Source organism: Streptomyces sp. Sge12 (assembly GCF_002080455.1).
Lineage (GTDB): Bacteria > Actinomycetota > Actinomycetes > Streptomycetales > Streptomycetaceae > Streptomyces.
The window spans coordinates 7,816,334-7,835,921 of record NZ_CP020555.1 but is presented as its reverse complement, the minus strand read 5'-3'; the positions used below and the strand labels follow the sequence as shown (position 1 = coordinate 7,835,921).

At 72.5% G+C, this 19,588-nt stretch carries 24 protein-coding genes; 14 read left to right on the top strand and 10 right to left on the bottom strand.

What is annotated here, in order from left to right; genetic code table 11:
• Window positions 1-22: 22 nt before the first annotated feature.
• The gene (locus B6R96_RS35225) at window positions 23-208 is read left to right on the top strand and encodes a hypothetical protein (RefSeq protein ID WP_051779309.1); all 186 of its coding nucleotides are present in this window, start codon (window positions 23-25) and stop codon (window positions 206-208) included.
• Between the two features lie 45 nt (window positions 209-253).
• On the opposite strand, the gene B6R96_RS35220 is transcribed toward B6R96_RS35225, so the two are convergent.
• Window positions 254-628 carry a hypothetical protein gene (locus B6R96_RS35220; RefSeq protein WP_030386769.1) on the bottom strand — a complete coding sequence of 125 codons (375 nt, stop codon included), beginning with the start codon at window positions 626-628 and terminating at the stop codon, window positions 254-256.
• 204 nt (window positions 629-832) lie between these two features.
• On the opposite strand from B6R96_RS35220, the gene rox reads away from it, so the two are divergent.
• From rox to B6R96_RS35205, 3 genes are all read left to right on the top strand, one after another.
• The gene (gene rox, locus B6R96_RS35215) at window positions 833-2,296 is read left to right on the top strand and encodes a rifampin monooxygenase (RefSeq protein ID WP_081524802.1); all 1,464 of its coding nucleotides are present in this window, start codon (window positions 833-835) and stop codon (window positions 2,294-2,296) included.
• A 211-nt stretch (window positions 2,297-2,507) separates the two neighbouring features.
• Window positions 2,508-2,849: a hypothetical protein gene (locus tag B6R96_RS35210; RefSeq protein WP_081524801.1), complete on the top strand. Its 342-nt coding sequence runs from the start codon at window positions 2,508-2,510 to the stop codon at window positions 2,847-2,849.
• A gap of 122 nt (window positions 2,850-2,971) precedes the next feature.
• The gene (locus tag B6R96_RS35205; protein ID WP_081524800.1) at window positions 2,972-3,331 is read left to right on the top strand and encodes a PRC domain containing protein; all 360 of its coding nucleotides are present in this window, start codon (window positions 2,972-2,974) and stop codon (window positions 3,329-3,331) included.
• Between the two features lie 85 nt (window positions 3,332-3,416).
• On the opposite strand, the gene B6R96_RS35200 is transcribed toward B6R96_RS35205, so the two are convergent.
• On the bottom strand, window positions 3,417-3,953 hold the full coding sequence (locus tag B6R96_RS35200) for a hypothetical protein (RefSeq protein WP_159396431.1): 537 nt from the start codon (window positions 3,951-3,953) through the stop codon (window positions 3,417-3,419).
• Between the two features lie 226 nt (window positions 3,954-4,179).
• On the opposite strand from B6R96_RS35200, the gene B6R96_RS35195 reads away from it, so the two are divergent.
• A complete protein-coding gene (locus B6R96_RS35195) occupies window positions 4,180-4,407 on the top strand; it encodes a hypothetical protein (RefSeq protein WP_052875083.1) in 228 nt (75 codons plus the stop codon).
• Window positions 4,408-4,462: 55 nt separating this feature from the next.
• Window positions 4,463-5,359: an oxygenase MpaB family protein gene (locus tag B6R96_RS35190; protein WP_081524798.1), complete on the top strand. Its 897-nt coding sequence runs from the start codon at window positions 4,463-4,465 to the stop codon at window positions 5,357-5,359.
• A 47-nt stretch (window positions 5,360-5,406) separates the two neighbouring features.
• Here B6R96_RS35190 and B6R96_RS35185 read toward each other — a convergent pair whose 3' ends face one another.
• A complete protein-coding gene (locus B6R96_RS35185) occupies window positions 5,407-5,715 on the bottom strand; it encodes a hypothetical protein (protein WP_053702888.1) in 309 nt (102 codons plus the stop codon).
• A gap of 76 nt (window positions 5,716-5,791) precedes the next feature.
• Window positions 5,792-6,640 (bottom strand): class I SAM-dependent methyltransferase, encoded by an 849-nt coding sequence (locus B6R96_RS35180; RefSeq protein ID WP_335755563.1) that lies wholly within the window; start codon window positions 6,638-6,640, stop codon window positions 5,792-5,794.
• A 176-nt stretch (window positions 6,641-6,816) separates the two neighbouring features.
• On the opposite strand from B6R96_RS35180, the gene B6R96_RS35175 reads away from it, so the two are divergent.
• From B6R96_RS35175 to B6R96_RS35150, 6 genes are all read left to right on the top strand, one after another.
• Window positions 6,817-7,548 carry an ArsR/SmtB family transcription factor gene (locus B6R96_RS35175; protein ID WP_081525412.1) on the top strand — a complete coding sequence of 244 codons (732 nt, stop codon included), beginning with the start codon at window positions 6,817-6,819 and terminating at the stop codon, window positions 7,546-7,548.
• A gap of 142 nt (window positions 7,549-7,690) precedes the next feature.
• On the top strand, window positions 7,691-8,632 hold the full coding sequence (locus B6R96_RS35170) for a DMT family transporter (RefSeq protein ID WP_081524797.1): 942 nt from the start codon (window positions 7,691-7,693) through the stop codon (window positions 8,630-8,632).
• Between the two features lie 43 nt (window positions 8,633-8,675).
• Window positions 8,676-9,605, top strand: coding sequence for a 2-dehydropantoate 2-reductase (locus B6R96_RS35165; RefSeq protein ID WP_081524796.1), 930 nt, complete (start codon window positions 8,676-8,678; stop codon window positions 9,603-9,605).
• 136 nt (window positions 9,606-9,741) lie between these two features.
• Window positions 9,742-10,254 (top strand): hypothetical protein, encoded by a 513-nt coding sequence (locus B6R96_RS35160; RefSeq protein WP_237291613.1) that lies wholly within the window; start codon window positions 9,742-9,744, stop codon window positions 10,252-10,254.
• Window positions 10,255-10,390: 136 nt separating this feature from the next.
• Complete coding sequence (locus B6R96_RS35155) at window positions 10,391-11,623, top strand: FAD-dependent oxidoreductase (RefSeq protein ID WP_081524795.1); 1,233 nt, start codon at window positions 10,391-10,393, stop codon at window positions 11,621-11,623.
• A gap of 113 nt (window positions 11,624-11,736) precedes the next feature.
• Window positions 11,737-12,960 carry a cytochrome P450 family protein gene (locus tag B6R96_RS35150; protein ID WP_081524794.1) on the top strand — a complete coding sequence of 408 codons (1,224 nt, stop codon included), beginning with the start codon at window positions 11,737-11,739 and terminating at the stop codon, window positions 12,958-12,960.
• Window positions 12,961-13,018: 58 nt separating this feature from the next.
• Here the strand turns inward: B6R96_RS35150 and B6R96_RS35145 are convergent, their stop codons facing one another.
• Together B6R96_RS35145 and B6R96_RS35140 are read right to left on the bottom strand one after the other, a co-directional pair.
• Window positions 13,019-13,699, bottom strand: coding sequence for a M15 family metallopeptidase (locus tag B6R96_RS35145; protein WP_237291612.1), 681 nt, complete (start codon window positions 13,697-13,699; stop codon window positions 13,019-13,021).
• A gap of 97 nt (window positions 13,700-13,796) precedes the next feature.
• Window positions 13,797-15,032, bottom strand: coding sequence for a PP2C family protein-serine/threonine phosphatase (locus B6R96_RS35140; protein ID WP_081524793.1), 1,236 nt, complete (start codon window positions 15,030-15,032; stop codon window positions 13,797-13,799).
• Window positions 15,033-15,228: 196 nt separating this feature from the next.
• On the opposite strand from B6R96_RS35140, the gene B6R96_RS35135 reads away from it, so the two are divergent.
• Together B6R96_RS35135 and hemC are read left to right on the top strand one after the other, a co-directional pair.
• The gene (locus B6R96_RS35135) at window positions 15,229-15,642 is read left to right on the top strand and encodes a cytidine deaminase (protein ID WP_081524792.1); all 414 of its coding nucleotides are present in this window, start codon (window positions 15,229-15,231) and stop codon (window positions 15,640-15,642) included.
• Window positions 15,643-15,805: 163 nt separating this feature from the next.
• The gene (gene hemC, locus B6R96_RS35130) at window positions 15,806-16,738 is read left to right on the top strand and encodes a hydroxymethylbilane synthase (RefSeq protein WP_081524791.1); all 933 of its coding nucleotides are present in this window, start codon (window positions 15,806-15,808) and stop codon (window positions 16,736-16,738) included.
• Window positions 16,739-16,884: 146 nt separating this feature from the next.
• Here hemC and B6R96_RS35125 read toward each other — a convergent pair whose 3' ends face one another.
• From B6R96_RS35125 to B6R96_RS35110, 4 genes are all read right to left on the bottom strand, one after another.
• The gene (locus tag B6R96_RS35125) at window positions 16,885-17,112 is read right to left on the bottom strand and encodes a hypothetical protein (protein WP_081524790.1); all 228 of its coding nucleotides are present in this window, start codon (window positions 17,110-17,112) and stop codon (window positions 16,885-16,887) included.
• A gap of 48 nt (window positions 17,113-17,160) precedes the next feature.
• On the bottom strand, window positions 17,161-18,072 hold the full coding sequence (locus B6R96_RS35120; RefSeq protein ID WP_081524789.1) for an SDR family oxidoreductase: 912 nt from the start codon (window positions 18,070-18,072) through the stop codon (window positions 17,161-17,163).
• Between the two features lie 25 nt (window positions 18,073-18,097).
• Window positions 18,098-18,667, bottom strand: a complete 570-nt coding sequence (locus B6R96_RS35115; RefSeq protein ID WP_237291611.1) for a TetR/AcrR family transcriptional regulator — start codon at window positions 18,665-18,667, stop codon at window positions 18,098-18,100.
• Between the two features lie 82 nt (window positions 18,668-18,749).
• Entirely contained in the window at window positions 18,750-19,541 is a 792-nt protein-coding gene (locus B6R96_RS35110) for an SDR family NAD(P)-dependent oxidoreductase (RefSeq protein ID WP_081524787.1), read from the bottom strand.
• Window positions 19,542-19,588 lie beyond the last annotated feature (47 nt).

The following is a 19,588-nucleotide window of genomic DNA, read 5'->3' as shown; positions in this document are numbered from 1 at the left end:
GATCTGTGAGGGAGCGGCAGCCATGAGCGGTATGGAGAGCAAGCGTCAGAAGCCGGGTAAGGGTCGCGAGGAGCAGGTGCAGGAGCACCCCGGTCCGGACCCGGTCCACCCGGAGGCCAGCAAGCGGGTCAGCGGCAAGACTCCGGAGGAACTGAGGCGGCTGCAGGAGCGGAAGATGACCCGAACGGGCGACGACGACGCGGAGTAACGGCGTCCGGTCGTAGGTCGATGGGGCAGGGACCTCGGCGGGGCCTTATGGGCCCTCGTCGTAGGTCCCTGCCTCGATTTCCAGGGCGAGCTGCTGAAGGACCCCGATCGAGGAGATGTCCGTCCGCCCGCTGTCGTGCACCATCGCGAGGCTGGTGAAAGCCAGGCTGAAGCCGGAGACCATCGTGTGCAGGGCCGGGCCGAGTGCTTCCGCGACCAGCGCCGCCACCTGCTGCGGAGACGCGTCGGCCGGGACGCGGATCGACGGCAGCATCTCATTCAGGAGCAGAGTGGCCACGCCGGCCGTGGGCTCGGGGCTGTCGCCCTCGTCCGCGTCCTCCCCGGCCTCGGCGGCCCGGCGGATGTCCTGGGCGTCGGTGAGGATGCCGATGACCCGCTTGAGTACCTCTGCGCGTTCCATCTGCGGAGCGTAGCCCCGCGCCCCGAACCGGGGCGACAAAGGTAATGGCCAAAAAGGCAAAGGCAAGGAGGTAAGCGCTCCTTGCCACTCTCAACATATAGCGCACCGGGGGCCTTGCGGCAAGGCCCCTGCCGTGCTGCACAATCTCCGTTCGAAGCCGGAACCTGATGAAAATCAGGGATTCGCGGAGTATGAGGGATCTTGTTGATTGACGTGATGATGGTCGGCGGCGGACCGACCGGCCTGATGCTGGCCGCCGAGTTGAGGCTGCACGGTGTGCGGGCCCTCGTCCTGGAGAAGGAGGCGGAGCCGGCCGGTTACGTCCGCGCGCTCGGCCTGCACGTGCGCAGCATCGAGGTGATGGCCCAACGCGGCCTGCTGGAACGGTTCCTCGCGCACGGCAAGCAGTACGAGGTGGGCGGCTTCTTCGCCGGCCTCGGCACCGTGTGGCCCGACGGGCTCGACACCGCCCACTCGTACGTCCTCGGCATCCCGCAGCCCGTCACCGATCGCCTGCTGGCTGAGCGCGCCACCGAGCTCGGTGCCGAGATCCGGCGCGGTTGCGAACTGGTCGGGCTGAGCCAGGACGCGGACGGGGTGACCGCCGTGCTGGCCGACGGTACGCAGCTGCGCTCGCGCTATCTCGTCGGCTGCGACGGGGGCCGCAGTACGGTGCGCAAGCTGCTCGGCGTCGGATTCCCCGGCGAGCCCACCCGGGTGGAGACGCTGCTGGGCGAGATGGAGCTGACTGCGGAGCCGCAGACGCTGGCTGCCGTGATGGCGGAGGTACGCGCGACGCAGAAGCGGTTCGGCGCGGCGCCGTTCGGGGACGGGGTGTACCGCGTGGTCGTACCCGCCGAGGGGGTGGCGGAGGACCGCGCGGTCCCGCCGACCTTCGAGGAGTTCAAGGAGCGGCTGCGGGCCGTCGCCGGCACCGACTTCGGCGTGCACTCCCCGCGCTGGCTGTCGCGGTTCGGTGACGCCACCCGGCAGGCCGAGCGCTACCGGGTGGGCCGGGTACTGCTGGCGGGCGACGCGGCGCACATCCATCCGCCGACCGGCGGGCAGGGCCTCAACCTCGGTATCCAGGACGCCTTCAACCTCGGCTGGAAACTGGCGGCCGAGGTGAACGGCTGGGCACCGAAGGGGCTGCTGGACAGCTACGAGGCCGAACGGCACGCGGTGGCGGCCGACGTACTGGACAACACCCGTGCGCAGATGGAGCTGATGTCCACGGAGCCCGGCGCCCGGGCGGTGCGCCGGCTGCTGTCCGAGTTGATGGACTTCGAGAACGTGAACCGGTACCTGATCGAGAAGATCACCGCCATCGGGGTCCGCTACGACGTCGGCTACGACGTCGGCGAGGGCCACGCACTGCTCGGCCGGCGGATGCGGGACATCGCACTGAAGCGCGGTCGCCTCTACGAACTGATGCACCGCGGCCGCGGGCTGCTGCTGGACCGGACCGGCCGGCTCTCGGTGGCCGGCTGGTCGGACCGCGTCGACCACGTCGTCGATGTGGTCGACGCCGGCGAGGAACCGGGGGCACTGGACGTGCCCGCGGTACTGCTGCGGCCGGACGGCCACGTGGTGTGGGCCGGCGACGACCAGCAGGAGCTGCTCGACCGGCTGCCCCGCTGGTTCGGGGCGGCCACTGGATCTGCGTAGGTCGCTTCCGCTTCCTCACTGTTCGGTAACTCTTGGTCAGGTACGCATGCCGCATGGGCTGTTCTGTGCCGTTTTGATGACCGCGGCTGCCGCTAGGTTCTGATCCACACCGGCGACTTTCAGCCATGGGCGTGGAGATTTTCTCCTTGGGGAAGCAGTGAACCTTCAAAAGACATCGGGTACCCGTCGGCAGGCCCGCCGGCCGCGGCCGGTGCGACGGCTGCCCGTCGGCTGGTCGGCCGTCCTTGCCTTCGACCTACTGGCCACCCTCCTGACCTCCCTCGGCCTGTGCGCCGCCAGCGTCCTGCTGCCCGGGATCACGGAGGACTACGGGCCCGCCACCCGGCCCACCTCGCCCAGGGCCCTCGCCGTCCTCGCGGCCGCCCTCGCGCTGATCACGTCCCTGGCGGTGACGGCGACCCTGCTCGCACGCGCCAGGACCGACCGCTCCCGCCGACTGGCCCTGTGGCTCTCGGCCGTACGTCTCGCGCTGCTGCTGCTCGCCGCGGCGGCTCTCATCACGTACGGCGTCTTCGGGATCGAGCTCGTCTGACCGCCTCACGCGCCGTCAGCCCGGTCCGCCCTGAACGGGATCGGGAGGCGGACGTGTAGCCGGGACACCCCGGGGCAGGCGCGCCGTGACGGACACGGATCGATGAAGGGAGCTGTTTTCCCATGTCAGAGAACGTCTGGGCCTACCGCCTCACCGTTGGCCGCCTCGCGGATGTGGACCTCTCCGGCTACAAGGTGGAGGCGACCGACGGCACCATCGGCAAGGTCGACAAGCACTCCGACGAGGTGGGATCCGCCTACCTGGTCGTGGACACCGGCCCGTGGATCTTCGGCAAGGAGGTCCTCCTCCCGGCGGGTACCGTCACCGGTATCGATCTGGAGGAGAAGAGCGTCCAGGTCGGACTGACCAAGGAACAGATCAAGAACGCCCCCGAGTTCGTGCGGGACGTGCACCTGCAGGACGCCGACTACCGGGAGGCGCTCGGCGGCTACTACGGGATCTTCCCGCCCCGCTGGCTGTGACCCCCGGCCGCAGCACCCGCCCGACACCCGGGGTGCCGAGCCGTGACCACGGCTCGGCACCCCGGGTGTGGCACGCCCGCCGGGCTCAGCTCCCCCCGGCGCAGGTACCGTGGGGGTTGTACAGCGGTACGTCGTACCAGCCGCTGGTACCGCCGGGCCGCTGGATCGAGAACACGACCACGCAGCGGGTGCCGAGTGCGGAGACCATGGCGGAGTTCGCGTGCCAGGCGAACTCCGTGCTCACGAACTGGTTCCACCTGTTGCGGTATTCCAGCCGGACCCCGACGCGGCAGTAGCCGGGCCCACCCACCTTGGTGATGTTCGCGTACATGGTGTTCGGGTGCGGGTTGGCGGTGGTGTAGCCGAAGTGCGCGTCCGCCACGCATTCACTGGCGCGGAACTGTACGTCGTTGGTTCCGTTCGACCAGATGATCTGGTCCCCGGGGTTGGCGTGTGCCGGGCCGGCGGGAAGAACCACTGCGAGGCCGACGGCGGCTGCCAGCGCCCCCACGGACCTGGTGAGCGCCTTCGCCCTCGTCACCTTCGTCCTCGTCGCTTCCTTCGTCCTCGTCGCTTCCTTCGTCCTCGTCGTCTTCTTCGCCTTCGTCCAGGTCGCTCGCACGGGATCCGCCTCTCGCTCGCCCACCGGCCGGTCCGGTGGGGTTACGGCGCCACGATGGCGGGGCGGGCGCATTGGCCGGGCGGCGCGGGCGGAAAGAACCCAGCTCAGCAGGGGCGGGTGGGCGGACAACGGGATTGTCCACGGACAACGAGCCAATAATTGGTGCACATTCGCGCAATACTGGTGCAACCATGGTGCAGTCTTCTTCAACAGGAAAGGCCTCGCCATGGATCAGCTCCCCCCTCACCCCGACAGCGAGCGGTACTCCGTCACCCTCTGCCCCCCGGCCGTCACCATCGTCTCCGAGCTGACCGCCGCGACCGGCGTCAGCAAGTCGGACGTGATCAACCGGGCGGTGCTCCTGCTCGGGTTCATCGAGCGCGAACGTGCCAAGGGCAACGACCTGATGGTCCGCGACACCTCCGGCGCCCTGGAGCGCATCCACATCATCTGAACGACGTCCCCCACGCCCCCTACGCCGTGCGCCCGGCGCGGCCCATACTGGGCACATGGCAAGGGAGACGACGACCGTCCAGCGGATCAGACGCCAGGCCGGCGAGGCGGTCTTCCTGCGCGTGGCCGGGCCCGACGGGCCCGAGAACAGGGCGCGGATCCACACGACCCCCGGGCCCCGCTGGTTCGCGCCGGAGCGGCCGGTCCGGCGGGTGCACGGGGACGCGTCGATGTTCATCGGCGGGCTGGCCGCCCTGCTGCTCCAGTCCCTGCACCCCCTCGCGATGGCCGCCGTGGCCGCGCATTCGGGCTACCGGGGCGACCCGTGGGGCCGGCTGCACCGGACCAGTACCTTCCTGGCCTTCACCACCTTCGGTACCAGTGCCGACGCCGAGGCGGCCGTGGCCCACGTACGCGAGGTGCACGGCCGCATCCGGGGCCGGACGGCCGACGGCGTGCCGTACCGGGCCGACGATCCGGAGCTGCTGACCTGGGTGCACATCGCCGAGGCGGAGTGCTTCCTGCGGGCCCACCAGCGGTACGGCAGGCGCCCGTTGGACTCCGCGGGCCGCGATGCGTACCTCGCCGACACGGCGCGCGTGGCCCGCGCGCTGGGCGCGGACCGGCCACCGGAGAGCATGCGGGAACTGGCCGTGCTGATGGCGCGGTACCGGCCCGACCTGCGGCCGACGGCGGCCTCCCGGGACACCGCCCGATTCCTGCTGACCGATCCCCCGCTGCCGGGGGCCGCCCGGTGGCCGTACGCACTGCTGGCGGCTGCAGCGGTCGATCTGCTGCCGCCCTGGGCGAGGGCGGCCGTGGCCGGCGAGGCTTCCGCCGCCGCACGGATACCGCCCGTTGCCGCTCGCGCCGGTGGCCACGCCGTGACCCGGGCGATCCGCTGGGCACTGCCCCCGGCTCCCCCGGCCCCGCCTCCCGCTCCGTCGCACTGAGGCCGGTACCGGTTTTCGGTATCGGTACCGGTATCGGCCCAGGCCGGTCAGTACTCCTCGTCGGGGTACCCCCAGCGGATCTCCGGCCGGGCGCCCGCCGCCACTTCGGCGACCGTCGCCGCGAAGAGCCCCTCGAAGTGCGGCTGCCACAGGTAGAAGCGGGAGATGCCGAGCGGGAAGTCGGACTCCCCGGAGACGAAGAACGCGCCGTCGTCGTCCACGGCCACCCCGATGGTCACCTGGCCGGCTATGTCCTCCTCGTACATCAACTGCTGGAGGGCGCGGACGATGTGCCAGGCCTGCGGTTCGTCGGCGACCCCGGTGACGGTGAAGGCAAGATCGATATTCACTGACATGCCGGAAGGATAGGCGGAGCCACCGACAATCCCCGCCCGGGTTCTCCCTGTTGAGGGCGCCGGCCCGCGGCCCCGGCTACGGGCGGGTGGCGGTCACGAGGTAGTAGTCCAGGATCTGCTGTTCCCAGGCGGCCAGGAAGTTCCGGGGCCAGGTGCCCGGCTCCCACAGGCGGGCGAGCCAGCGGTCCCAGCCCGGCCAGACCTGCGGGCCGATCGATGCGACCCGGACGTCGGCGAAACCGGCTTCGGTCAGGGCGTCGGCGAGCCGGGAGACGGGCCGGGCGATGTCCAGGCCGCTCGCGAACGAGTCGAGCAGCCCGGCGAGCCGCTCCGCGGACTCGGGCGCACCGCCCACGCTGAAGAAGCTGGTGACCGCGACCCGGCCGCCGGGGCGAAGCACCCGCGCCGCCTCCCGGGCGAAGGCGGACAGGTCCGGGAAGTGCTGGGCCGCCTCGACGCTGTAGAGGCAGTCGAACTCCGCATCGCCGAGCGGCAGATCCTCCGCCGCTCCGAGGACGAAGCGCAGCCGGTGCGGCTGCGCCTCGAGGAGCGGTGAGTTCGCCTCGCGGGCCCGTTGGAGCTGCTGGGGGTGGATGTCGATGCCGGTGATGGCCGCGGGACCGTACTCCTCCAGCGCGAGGGCGCACCCGAGGCCGAGACCGCAGCCGACCTCGACGGCCCGGCCGCCGCCGGGGGCCGCCGCGTCCAGGACGTGCCGGTAGAGGTCCTGTTCGCTACGGATCCGGTCGCCCTGCGACAGGGGCCCTTCGAGGTCGACGGCCCGCCAGTAGCCGAAGTTGATGAACCCTCCGGCGAACACCGGTACGGCGCTGAGATCGGCCGGACCGTACGTCTCCCACACCTCGGGCCGTACGACCGGAGCGGGCTGCGAAGCCCGCTGTGCGCGCTCACCCGACGCCACCACCCCACCACCTCCCCATGACGGGGGCCTTCGGCCCCGGCGCACCCAGTGTGGCCGGTGGAGCCCCGCCCGCGACAGAGGGCCCACCTCCGTCCGGCCGCGAACATGGATACGAGCCCTCACCCGGTAACCGTTCGTTGTTTGCCGAAATCATGGGGCATCCTGGACGTATGAACCAGATGCATACGGAGCCTGCGTCGCCCTCGTGCGGACCGGCCCCCGCGGCCCTCCTGGCCGCCTTCGCCGGCGCCCTCGCCGACGAGACGCGGGCCGCGATCTGCATGACCCTGCTGGAGGGGCGCGCCTGGACCGCGGGCGAGCTGGCCCGGATCACTTCGGTGGCGCCCTCCACCATCAGCGGCCATCTGACCCGGCTGCTCGAGGCGGGCATCTGCGTGACCGAGCGGCAGGGCCGCCACAGTTACGTGCGCATCTCCGACGGTGCGACCGCCCGGCTGCTCGACGATCTCGCCTCGCACGCGATTCCGGACCGGGACGCGGCCCACGCCGTGCCCGTGGTCTCCGCGCCGGACCCGCTGGCCCGCGGCCGGACCTGCTACGACCATTTCGCCGGGCGGCTCGGCATGGCGGTGACGGACGCGATGGAGCGGCGCGGGCTGCTGCGCACGGAGGACGTCTTCGAACTGACGGAGGCCGGGCGGGCCTGGTGCGCCGAGGCCGGCATCAGCCTCGCCGACGAGGGGCGCAGGCGGCTGGCGAGTTCCTGCCTGGACTGGACGGAGCGGCGCCGCCACCTGGGCGGCCTGGCCGGGGCGCGCCTGTGCGCGCGGGCACTGGAGGAGCAGTGGGTCGTGCGCCCGGCAGGTGGCGGGCGGGCGTTGGAGGTGACCGAGGCCGGGGAGCGGGCCTTCGGCGAGCTGCTGGGGCTCACGGCGCAGGCATGGCGCTGAGCCGCTGAGCCGCTGAGACGTGGCGGCGGGCGTGGGGGCCGGGAGGCAGGGCCGGGTGCGCGTGGAGCGTTCATGGAGCACGGCTCCACATCCAGCCATTAATTCGGTCGACACCGAAATGTTGCGGTCGTAGGGTGGGCGTATGACGTTCCGCTCGAGTTCGATCCCGCCCGGCGTCCTCACGGTCGGCGCCGTCACCTTCACGGTGTTCGCCTGGGCCTCCGCCTTCGTGTCCATCCGCAGCGCGGGGGCCGCCTATTCGCCCGGCGCACTGGCCCTCGGCCGGTTGCTGGCCGCCTCGCTGGTGCTCGTCGTGCTGGTCCTGGTCCGCCGCCAGGGCCTGCCGCCCCGCGAGGCCTGGCGGGGGATCCTCGTATCCGGCGTCGTCTGGTTCTGCGGCTACACGATCGCGCTGAACTGGGGTGAGCGGCTGGTCGACGCGGGCACGGCCTCGCTGCTCGTGAACACCGGGCCCATCCTCATGGCGCTCCTCGCGGCCCGTCTCCTCGGCGAGGCCCTGCCCCCGCGGCTCCTCGTGGGCATGGCCGTCTCCTTCGCCGGCGCGGTGGTCGTGGGACTGTCCATGTCGTCCGGGGACGGCGGCTCCACCTCGGTGCTCGGCGTCGCGCTCTGCCTGCTCGCTGCGGTGGCCTACGCGACCGGCGTCGTCGCCCAGAAGCCGGCACTCTCCTACGGCACGCCGCTCCAGGTCACCACCTACGCCTGCCTGACGGGAGCCGTGGTCTGCCTGCCCTTCACGGGCCAGCTGCTCGCGGAGGTGCCCGACGCACCGGTGTCCGCGACCCTGAACATGATCTACCTGGGCGTGGTGCCGACCGCCCTCGCCTTCACCACCTGGACCTACGCCCTGGCGCGGATGCCCGCCGGCAAGCTGGGCGCGACCACGTACGCCGTCCCCGCCATCGTCGTCCTGCTCAGCTGGACCCTCCTCGGCGAGGTACCCGCCTGGCTGACCCTCCTCGGCGGGGCGCTGTGCCTGGCCGGGGTGGCGGTTTCCCGGTACGCACCGCGCTCGGCGCGCACCCCCGCCGAGGACAGCCCGCTCGGCGCGGGCCGTACCTGATCCCACCCGTCCCACGTCCCCCATCCCGAAAGGCAAGCAATCCATGAGGATCCTCACGGTCGGCGCGGGTGCCGTCGGCGGCTTCTTCGGCGCCCGGCTCGCGAACGCGGGCCAGGACGTCTCCTTCCTGGTCCGGCCGGGCCGCGCGAAGGCCCTGGAAGCGCGCGGCCTGCGCGTGACGGGCCAGGGAGAGCAGCTGCACCTCGCGCCGCGCCTGGTGACGGCGGACGCGGTGGGCGGACCGTACGACCTGGTCCTGCTCTCCGTGAAAGCGACCGCATTGACCACGGCCCTGGCCGACATCGAACCCGCCGTCGGCCCGGACACCGCCGTCGTACCCCTGCTCAACGGCGTGGCGCACCTCGACGCGCTCGTCGCACACCTCGGGGCGGGCGCAGTCCTCGGCGGTGTCGCGAAGGTGGTCACCACCCTGAACGAGGACGGCGACATCCTCCGCATGGCGCCGCCCGCGGTCATCCTGACCGGTGAGCTCGACGCCCGTCCGTCGGCCCGCGTGGACTCGATCCGTACCGTCCTGGCCGAAGCCGGCATCGACTCGCCGGCGACCGAGGACATCGTCGCCGCCATGTGGCACAAGTGGGTCTTCATCTCCACCCTCGTCGCCCTGACCTGCCTGATGCGCGGCACGGTCGGAGAGGTGAACGCCGTTGCGGGCGGGCCCGATCTGGCGGCGGCCCTGATCGCCGAGACGACGGCGGTGGCGGAGGCCGCGGGTCACCCGGTGACCGGGGCCGAGCTCGCCTTCACCACGTCGACCGTCACGGCGCCGGGCTCCCCGCTCACCCCGTCCCTGTACCGCGACCTCGTCGCGGGAGCGCCGACGGAGGCCGACCACGTCCTGACCGACCTCACCCTGCGCGCCCGCGCGCTGGGGGTGGCCACTCCCCTGCTGGACCTCGCCGACCTCCAGCTGCGCGTGCACGAGCAGCGGCTGTCCGCGGCCCGCGCCTGAGGCCGTGTCCGCGGCTGCGGCTGCGGCTGCGGCTGCGCGGGCTGCCGTACGCCTCACCCGGATGCCCGGTCCACTGGGCATCCGGGCCGGGGCGCCGTTGACTGGGAGTCCGGAAGTTCCGAACACCCGTGGAGGCATGGTGACAGCGCTGGCGTGGATGCGTGGTGCGGCAGGTGTGGTGGCGGTCTCGCTGGTGGCGCTCGGCGCCGCGGGCTGCTCGGACGGCGACAGCACCCCGTCCGGGGCCGTCTCCAGCGCCGCGTCGGCGGTGCAGTCGGCGGGCGAGGCGGTCTCGTCGGCGGCGGCCGAGGCCAAGCGGGCCGCCGAGTCGGCGGCTGCGGTGGCGCAGGACAAGCTCGCCGAGGTGAAGGGCGGGGTCGATGCCAAGGGCCAGGTGACCCTGGGCTCGGTGGCGACGGACGCGGACGGGTACACGACGGTGCCCGTGACCGTGCAGAACACCGACGACGCGTCGAAGTCCTTCGCGGTGCAGGTCGAGTTCAAGGACGAGTCGGGCAACCTCATCGACACGGTGGTGACCACGATCACGGACGTCGCCGCCAAGGGCACGGGCCAGGGCACGGCCCGCAGCACGCACAAGCTCTCCGGCACGGTGACGGCCCAGACCGGCAAGGCCCTGCGCTACTGAACCCCCTCCTCCCTGCCGTGCGGTGGTGACGCCGGGGCCCGGTGCGACTCGCGGGCGCCGCATCGCCCCACCGGACTCGGCGGCGGGGTATACGTCCTCCAGGGCCTGCCCGATGCCTGCGAAGGGAGCGGTCGCCGTGGAACGAACCACCTGCTGTGTGGTGGGAGGAGGGCCCGCGGGGATGGTGCTGGGCCTGTTGCTGGCCCGGGCCGGGGTGGAGGTGACCGTGCTGGAGAAGCACGGCGACTTCCTTCGCGATTTCCGCGGTGACACCGTGCACCCGTCGACCCTGTCGCTGCTGGACACCATCGGCCTGGCCGACCGCTTCGCCGCGCTGCCGCAGCGGCGGGTCACCTCGGTACAGCTGCCCATCGGGCCCGACCGGTCCCTCGTCACGGTCGGGAACATCGGGGCGCTGCACGGGAAGTACAACTACATCGCGATGGTGCCCCAGTGGGACCTGCTCGACCTGCTCGCCGACGAAGCGGGCCGGGAGCCTTCGTTCCGACTGCGCATGAACACGGAGGCCACGTCCTTCCTGATCGAGCGCGGCAGGGTCACGGGCGTGCGCTACCGCACGGCCGACGGCGGCACCGGCGAGCTGCGGGCCTCGCTGACCGTGGCCTGCGACGGGCGCGGCTCCCTGGCCAGGGCCCTTCCCGAGCTCGGGCTGGAGGACTTCCCGTGTCCCCTGGACGCGTGGTGGTTCCGGATGCCGCGCCGCGAGGAGGATCCCAGCGGGCTCGTCGGCGGCATCGGGGACCGGCTCTTCGTCGCGCTCATCGACCGCGGCGACTACTGGCAGTGCGCGGCGCTCATTCCCAAGGGGACCGATGCGCGGCGCCGCGCGGAGGGCCTGGAGCCGTTCATGGCCCGGTTCACGGAAGCCGTCCCCTGGCTCGCCGACCGGGCCGACGCCGTCACCTCCTGGGACGAGGTCAAGCTGCTCGACGTACGCCTCGACCGGCTGCGCCGCTGGCATCGCCCGGGGCTGCTCTGCATCGGCGACGCCGCTCACGCGATGTCGCCGGTCTTCGGCATCGGCATCAACCTCGCCGTGCAGGACGCGGTGGCCGCTGCCCGCCACCTCGTGGGCCCGTTGCGCGAGGGGACCGTGGGACTGCGGGACGTACGCCGGGTGCAGCAGCGGCGCATGCCCACGACGGTGGCGACCCAGGGCCTCCAGCGGGTGGCCCACGCCCAGGTCATCGAACCACTGCTGGCCGGCCGCGTCGCGTTCGGCAATCCCCGGCGGGCCAAGCGGCTGACCGAGCTGATCACCGAGTCGCGTTGGCTGAACCGGCTGCCCGCCTACTTCCTCGCCTACGGAGCCCTGCGCGAGCGGCCCCCGAAGGAATCGCTGCGCTGACCTCTCCGAAACGACCGCCCACCATGGCCGGAAAGCGACGTATCGGGAGCCTTGGGCATATAACCTCACCTTGCAGAGCGAGGACGACGTGACGACGCGCTTCGGGAGGCATCATGAGCGAGCAGCCGCCGGCCCTTCTTCCCTACGCCGACCCGGCCTTCGTCGCGGACCCGTTCCCCCTGTACCGGCAGCTGCGCGAGGACGGCCCCGTGCGCCGCGTCGTCATCGCGGGCGGCCTGGACGCCTGGCTCGTCACCCGCTACGAGGACGGACTCGCGGCCCTGTCCGACTCCCGCCTGAGCAGCGACGTACGCGATGCCTCGGACGCCCGGCTCCTTCAGCAACTGCCCGAGACCGAACGCGAGTCGATGCTGAGCAACATGCTGCGCAGCGATCCGCCCGACCACACCCGGCTGCGCCGGCTGGTCTCCAAGGCGTTCACCGCCCGCCGCGTGGCCTTGATGCGGCCGCGGATCCAGAGCATCACCGACCGGCTGCTGGACGACATCGCCCCGGCCGGCCGTGCCGATCTGGTGGCGGACTTCGCGCTGCCGTTGCCGGTCACGGTGATCAGCGAACTCCTCGGGGTTCCGGTGGACGACCGCCACGAGTTCCAGGGCTGGACCGATCGCATGATCAGGCGGGGCGCGGAGCCGCCGGACCCGGCCGTGGTCAACGAGGCGTGGCAGCACATGCGCGGCTACGTGACCGGGCTCATCCACGCCAAGCGGGCGCACCCCGGTGACGACCTGCTCAGCGGCCTCGTCACCGCCCGGGACCAGGAGCAGCGGCTGAGCGAGGACGAGCTGGTGGCCATGGTGTTCCTGCTGCTGGCGGCGGGCTACATCACCACGGTCAACCTGATCGGCGGGGGCATCGCGATGCTGCTCGCCGAGCCGGCCCAGCTGGACCTGCTGCGGTCCGATCCCGGTCTGCTGCCGGGCGCGATCGAGGAGCTCCTGCGCTACGACGGCCCGGTCAACCCGGGTATCGCGCGGTTCGCGCGCGAGGAGGTGGAGATCGCGGGTGTGACCGTACCGCGCGGCGCGACCGTGCTGATCGGCTCGGCCGTGGCCGACCGCGATCCGGCCCGCTTCCCCGACCCGGACCGCCTGGACATCACCCGGCAGGACAATCCGCATCTCGCCTTCGGGCACGGCATCCACTACTGCCTGGGGGCTCCGCTGGCCCGGTTGGAGGGCCAGATCGCCATCGGTACGGTCCTGCGCCGGCTGCCCGGGCTCGCCCTCGCGGTACCGCCGGGCGAGATCCCCTGGCGCCCCGGCGGGCTGCGCGGGCCCGAGAGCCTGCCGGTGACCTTCACCCCGGGCCGCTGAGCGGGGACGGGACACGGCCCGGTCCGGTCCGGTCCGATTCGCGCGCGGGGCCGGGGCGTCAGCCGCCCTCCGCGGAGAAGTGCTGGTAGTCGGGTGGACTCCAGCGGCCGCCCCAGTACCAGCCGGCCTCGCGGAAGGCCCGGGTCACCGCGCCCTCCGGGGTGACCATCCCGGGTCGGGCGCGGCCGCGGTCGAGGTAGGTGCGGCCGTTCGGGGGATGGCTGGTGCCCTGGACGTCGACGTACGGGTTCTCGACCGGGTTGATGTCGATGGCGTCGCCCCACGCGTGCCGGGACAGTTTGCCCGGGTCTCCGGTGACCGGTCGGCAGTTGAAGGCGGAGGTGTTGTCGTCGGCCATCGCCGCGATGTCGCTGCCGCCGTACTCGGCGGTCACCTGCATGCGGCGGATGGGGAAACGGGCGGTGAAGGCCGTGCCGAAGACGCGCAGGACGGGGTCCACGACGTCCTCGTGGACCACCAGCTCGCCGCGGTGCACCTTGCCGTCGAAGCCCCAGTGGTTCATCGACACGAGCCTGAGCCGCTCCGGCGGTACCGGACACCCCGGGTGGTAGGTTGCGCCCAGCTTCTCCGGGGGGACGGTCGTCACGTGCGCGGAGAGCGTCTGCACCGCGGGCTCGGGCAGGGCCTGGAGGTGCGTTTCGGTCTTCGCCGCCGTACACGACAACACGGTCGCGCACAGGGTGCCTGCCAGGACCGCGCAGGCGAGGCGATGGCTCACCTTTCCACCGTAGGCACGCCCGGCGCGGTGGGCATGCCGGCCGCGATCCGGGGCCGCCGGGATGGCCGGGACGGCCCCCGACGACCGGGGCGGGGTCTCAGAGCGCCCCGGCGGCGGCTGCGGGATCAACCGGCAGCCGGGGACGGGACCGGGCGGCGAGTACGGCGACGTCGTCCTCCGCGTGGTCGGCGTCGAGGGCCGCCACCACGGCGTCCACCACCGCGTTCACACCGGCCCCCGGCGGCAGGCGCACGGCCGCCAGCCTGGCCAGCGAGACGTCGATGTCCTCGCCCCGGCGTTCCACCAGCCCGTCGGTGAACATCAGCAGGGTCTCCTGCGGGGTGATGGTGCGCGTGACGGCTTCGTAGCCGCCGACCCCGGTGCCCAGGGGCGGGCCGACCGGGACGTCGACCAGGGTGGCCGAGCCGCCGGCGCCGAAGACCGCCGGCGGCAGATGGCCGGCGCCGGCGAACATCGCGACGCCGCGCGCGGGATCGACCCGTACGAGCAGGCAGGTCGCGGGCCTGCGGCCCGCGTCCCCGGCGGCCAGGGCGTCGAGCTGGCGCAGCACGCGGTGCGGGGCGAGGTCGGTCGACGCCACGTCCCGCAGGGTGGAGCGGTAGGCGTTCATGTCCACCGCCGCGTCGAGGCCGTGGCCCATCACGTCCCCGACGACGAGGAGGGTGCGGCCGTAGTGGAGGCGGACCGTCTCGAACCAGTCGCCTCCCACCAGGGCCCGGGGGCCGGCCGGCAGGTAGCGGCTGGCCACCTCCAGGTTCGGGTGCGGCCGGCCCGGTTCCGACACGAGCGCCCGCTGCAAGTGCGACACGGTGTCCTCGGTGGCGGCCAGCTGCCGCGCGTGCCCGAGGTGCACCGCCGCCAAGCGGGCCGCGAAGTGCACGGTGGCCGCTTCGTGGTCGCTGAACGCCGTCCGGGCGCGTACGGCAGTCAGCAGGCCGTGCACCCGGTGCCCGTCGGGCAGCGGGACCGACAGGACGTGGACCGGGACGCCGCCGGCGACCGTCACCCACGCGGAGAGCGGGTGACCGCCGTCGGTCGCCCGTGGGGAGGGCGTCCCGTCGCTCCCCGCCGCCAGCAGCTCGTCGGCTCCGGCCGTGGCCGCACGGAGGGGCCCGCCGTCCTCGTCCAGGAGGTCCACGGCCACCGCGTCGCACACGTTCCGGAACAGGAAACCGGCCAGTTCCTCGCAGGTGGTCACCGCGTCGAGGGTCGTGCCGATCCGCTCCACGGCGGCCTCGGTCGCCCGGACACGCGCCAGCAGCCCCTCATGCCCACCGGCAGGCCCGGTGGACCTCCCGTCTCGCTGCGGCAAACGGACCTCCTCGCCGTCCTCGCCCCGGACCTCCGAAGCAGCCACTCCAGCAGGAGCACCGGTCACGTTCACGCGCGCCGCGCCCCACGGCCCGCGGCGCGGGGCTGTCGTCGAGGGGCGGTCCGCGGTCGATATTCGCTTGCACCCCATCGTCGCTCGGTCCACGGTCGACCGACACCGCACGGAAGAAGTGAAGATGACCACGCATCCCCATCCGGTCGACCACGAGCTGATCGAAGCCGCGGCGCACATCGCCCGCACGCGTTGCCGGAGCGAGAACCACACCATGGCGGCGGCCGCCCGCGCCGGCGACGGCCGGATCGTCACCGCGGTGAACGCCTACCACTTCACGGGAGGCCCGTGCGCCGAGCTCGTCGTCATCGGCGCGGCCGCCGCCCAGGGCGTGCACGACTTGGACACGATCGTCGCCGTGGGCGACCGCGACCGGGGGGTCGTGCCCCCGTGCGGGCGCTGCCGCCAGGTCCTCCTGGACTATTTCCCCTCCCTCAGGGTGATCGTCGGGGCGGGCGATCGTGTCCGCAGCGTCCCGGTCGCCGACCTGCTGCCCGAGAGCTACGTCTGGGCCGACCACCAGCCGGCCGACGAGTAGCGCACGGGACCCGCCCGCGGGACCTGCCCGCGGGCGGGGCGGAGGTGGCGTGCGGCAACTCGGTCGAACGCCCACGCGAGTGGCCAACTCCCGCGGCTCGCACGGGTGATGGCCGTACGGTGCGGATGCCCGCCACCGGGCCCCGAGGGCGTATCGTGCCCGCATGCCCGCCGATCTGATCCGTATCGTCTCCCGCGACTCGCCGATGGCCCTCGCCCAGGTGGAACGTGTCCGCGCCGAGCTCGCCGCGCTCCACCCCGGGATCGAGACCACCGTCCTGCCGGTGAAGACCACCGGGGACATGTGGATGGGAGACCTCTCCCAGGTGGAGGGCAAGGGCGCGTTCACCAAGGAGGTCGACGCCGCGATCCTCGCCGGGCACGCCGACCTCGCCGTGCACTGCGTCAAGGACGTCCCGGCGGACCGGCCGCTGCCGGCCGGGACCGTCTTCGCCGCGTTCCTGGAGCGCGACGACATCCGTGACGCCCTGATCCACCCGGGAGGGCTCACGCTCGACCGGCTCCCTCCCGGCACCCGGATCGGCACCTCCTCCGTACGCCGGATCGCCCAACTCGCCGCCGCGTACCCGCAGCTGGAGTGCGTACCGATGCGCGGCAATGCCAACCGCCGGCTGGAGAAGCTCGCCGCCGGTGAGGCGGACGCCCTTCTCCTGGCCGTCGCCGGCCTGCACCGCATCGGCCGCGCGGACGTCATCACGGAGATCATCCCGGTGGACACGCTCATGCCGCCCATCGGCGCCGGGGTCCTCGCGCTCCAGTGCCGCGAGGACGACGCCGTGCTCATCGACACCGTCAGCGCCCTCGGTCACCCCGACACCCACCGTGAGACGACGGCCGAGCGCATGCTCCTCCACGTCCTCCAAGGGCACTGCAACAGCCCGATCGCCGGGTACGCGCGGGCGGAGCGCGGAGGGGATCTGTCCCTGCGCGCCTGCGTGTTCTCGCCGGACGGCAAGGACGTCCTGAACGCCCACGAGTGGGCGGGCCGCCTCGACCCGGCCACCCTCGGCACGTCCGTCGCCGTCGCCCTCCTGCGACAGGGTGCCCGAGAGCTGATCGACAGCATTCCGCACTGACCGGGGGCCGTTGCCGCCGATGCCCGGCACTGCTGCGCCGACGCGCGTGCCCCGCGTCGGGCGGTGCGGCGCTGGTACGGCACCATGGCGGCCGTCCTGCGCCGGACCGGCCGCCCGGCCGGCTGACTGCCTCATTCCGGTGCGCGCTACCACCGTGCGGGCCGGACACCGGTGTCGGCGGGTCTGCCGAGGCGGGACGCGATGCGGAACCGCATCTCGCCCGCGGCCCTGCGGACCTCCTCGGGCTGCTCGTCGCTCTCGAGCACTCCCAGGAGCACCATCAGGGCGCGCGCCTCGTCGCCGCTGATCAGCTTCAACCGCTGTTCCGTCGCGCCGTCGAGCAGTACGTCCAATACGTCCAGTACGTCATCCATGCCCGTACCAACAGCGAACACCCCTGTGGGGTCACCGGTGCCCGGCGCTCAGAGCGGATCGCCGAGGGGGCCGTACTCGGCCTCCAGGTTCCTGGCCCAGTGCGCGGCGAAGTCGGGGCGGCTGCCGTCGGCGTCCGTGAACCCGTACTCCTTGTGGAGGTCCCAGGTGGCCAGCGCCCGGCCGGTCCTGGCGATGACGTCGGGGTCGGCCGCCAGCGCCACGACCGCGCGCCCCAAGTACGCGGGGGTCTCGGAGTGGGCGAAGTTCGGGTCATCGGCCGCGCCGTCACGCCAGTTGGCCTCGGTGACGCCGAAGTGCTCGAGCATCGCCTCCGACCGCAGGAACCCCGGTGTCAGTGCCACGGCCGCCACGCCGTGCGGCTTGAGCTCGGCGGCCTGCGCGACGGCGAGGCGGATCACGGCGGACTTCGCCATGTCGTAGAAGAAGGAGCCCCGGTAGCGGGCGGTGTTGCCGTCGGTGACTTCCACGACCAGGCCGCTCCTGCGGGCGACCATCAGCGGCAGCGCGTACCGGCTGGTGATCACATGGGTCTCGACCGCCTGCCGCAGGAGGCGCAGGCCCTGGTCGAGGTCCTGTTCCCACAGGGGGTGCTCCCAGTCGGTGAGCGGATCGCCGCCCCAGACGGAGTTGACCAGGATGTCGAGGCGGCCGTCCTGTTCGGCCGCGATGCGCGCCACCAGGGCCCGGACCTCCTCCGGGTCGCTGTGGTCGGTGCGGACCGCGATGCCCCGGCCTCCGGCATCGGTGACCTGCTGGGCCGTCTCCTCGATCGTCTCGGCGCGGTCGAGGTCGGAGCGGTGCGCTCCGCTGCTGCGGCCGGTGACGTAGACCGTGGCGCCGGCGGCTCCGAGCTCGACGGCGATGCCGCGTCCGCCGCCCCGGGTACCGCCCGCGACCAGGGCGACCCTGCCGGCCAGTTGTGGTGTCCGTATCGTCATGTCGTCTCCCAGTGGTGCGGCGGCTTCAGGCGGAGGGGGCGGCGAGGTGCGGGGCCAGGACGGCGTCGAGTCCGTGCCGGACGCGCCGGTCGAGGGTGCCCCGGCGGTCGAGCGCCCAGGCGAGACCCGTACCGGAGGTGACGGCCAGCACGGTCGCGGTGAGTTCCTCGGTGTCGGTCGCAGCGTCGAGTTCGCCCGCGGACACGGCCTCGGCGAGTAGCGCGGCGACCGCGTCGCGCTGGGCCCGGTGCACGGCGAGGGCCCTTTCACGGAGTTCCGGGTCGGTGAGATCGGCGCAGAGGAACGCCAGGTGATGGGCGAAGGTTTCGGGGGTCACCATCGGCTCCGCCCACTGCGTGATCAGCACGGTGAGGGCGCCCAGCGCCGAGCCCTGCTCGTCGCGGACCCGGTCGGGCAGGGCCGCGACGTCCCGGACGGACTGGTCGGCCAGTGCCAGGATCAGGCCGCGCTTGGATCCGAACCGCTGGACGAGCGTGCCGGGCACCAGGCCGACCCGGCGGGCGACCGCCGCCAGCGTCAGCCCGGAAGGTCCCACCTGCCCCATGACCTCGGTCGCCGCACGGAGAATCACCATGTCTTCCACGCCTCGGGGACGTCCTGCCCTCGCCATCACCACTCCGATTTAATACATGCACGTTCATTTATTAAAGCACTCCCTAGGGGAGGATGGAGTCCACGTATCCCCCGTCCACCCGCAGTGCTCCGCCCGTGGTGGCCGAGGCCTGGGGCGAGGCCAGGTAGACCACCATGTGGGCGATCTCCTCCGGTTCGATCAACCGCTGGAGCAGCGACTGGGGCCGGTGGGCGCGCATGAACGCCCGCTGCGCCTCCTCCCACGGCAGGTCCCGGTCGACCAGTTCGTAGACGAAGTCCTCGACCCCGCCGGTGTGCGTGGGGCCCGCGATGACGGAGTTGACGGTGACCCCCGTGCCGGCCGCCGCCTTGGCGAAGCCCCGGGAGACGGCCAGCAGCGCGGTCTTGGACATCCCGTAGTGGATCATCTCGGCGGGGACGGCCACCGCCGAGTCGCTGGCGATGTACTGGACGCGGCCCCAGGAGCGCTCCACCATGCCGGGGAGGTAGTGCCGCGTCATCCGGACCGCGGTGAGCACGTTCGTCTCGAAGTACCGCCGCCATTCGTCGTCCTCGATCTCCAGCGCCGGTGCCGATCCGAAGATCCCGAGGTTGTTGACGAGGATGTCGACGTGCGGGACCGCGTCGAAGACGGCCTGCGCCCCCTCGTCCGTGGCGATGTCGCCGGGCGCCGCAACGTACTCGCCGCCCCCGGCGGCGCCGAGCCGGGCGATGGCCGCCTCGACGGATTTCGAGCCGCGGCCGTTGACTGCCACCCGGGCGCCCGCGCCGGCCAGTCCCGCCGCGATGGCGGCGCCGATTCCCTGGGTGGATCCGGTGACCAGGGCCGTCCTGCCGGAGAGGTCGATGTGCACGCCGATACCTGCCTCGTCTGCCGCCGTGCGGCTGTCGCGTCCGTTGC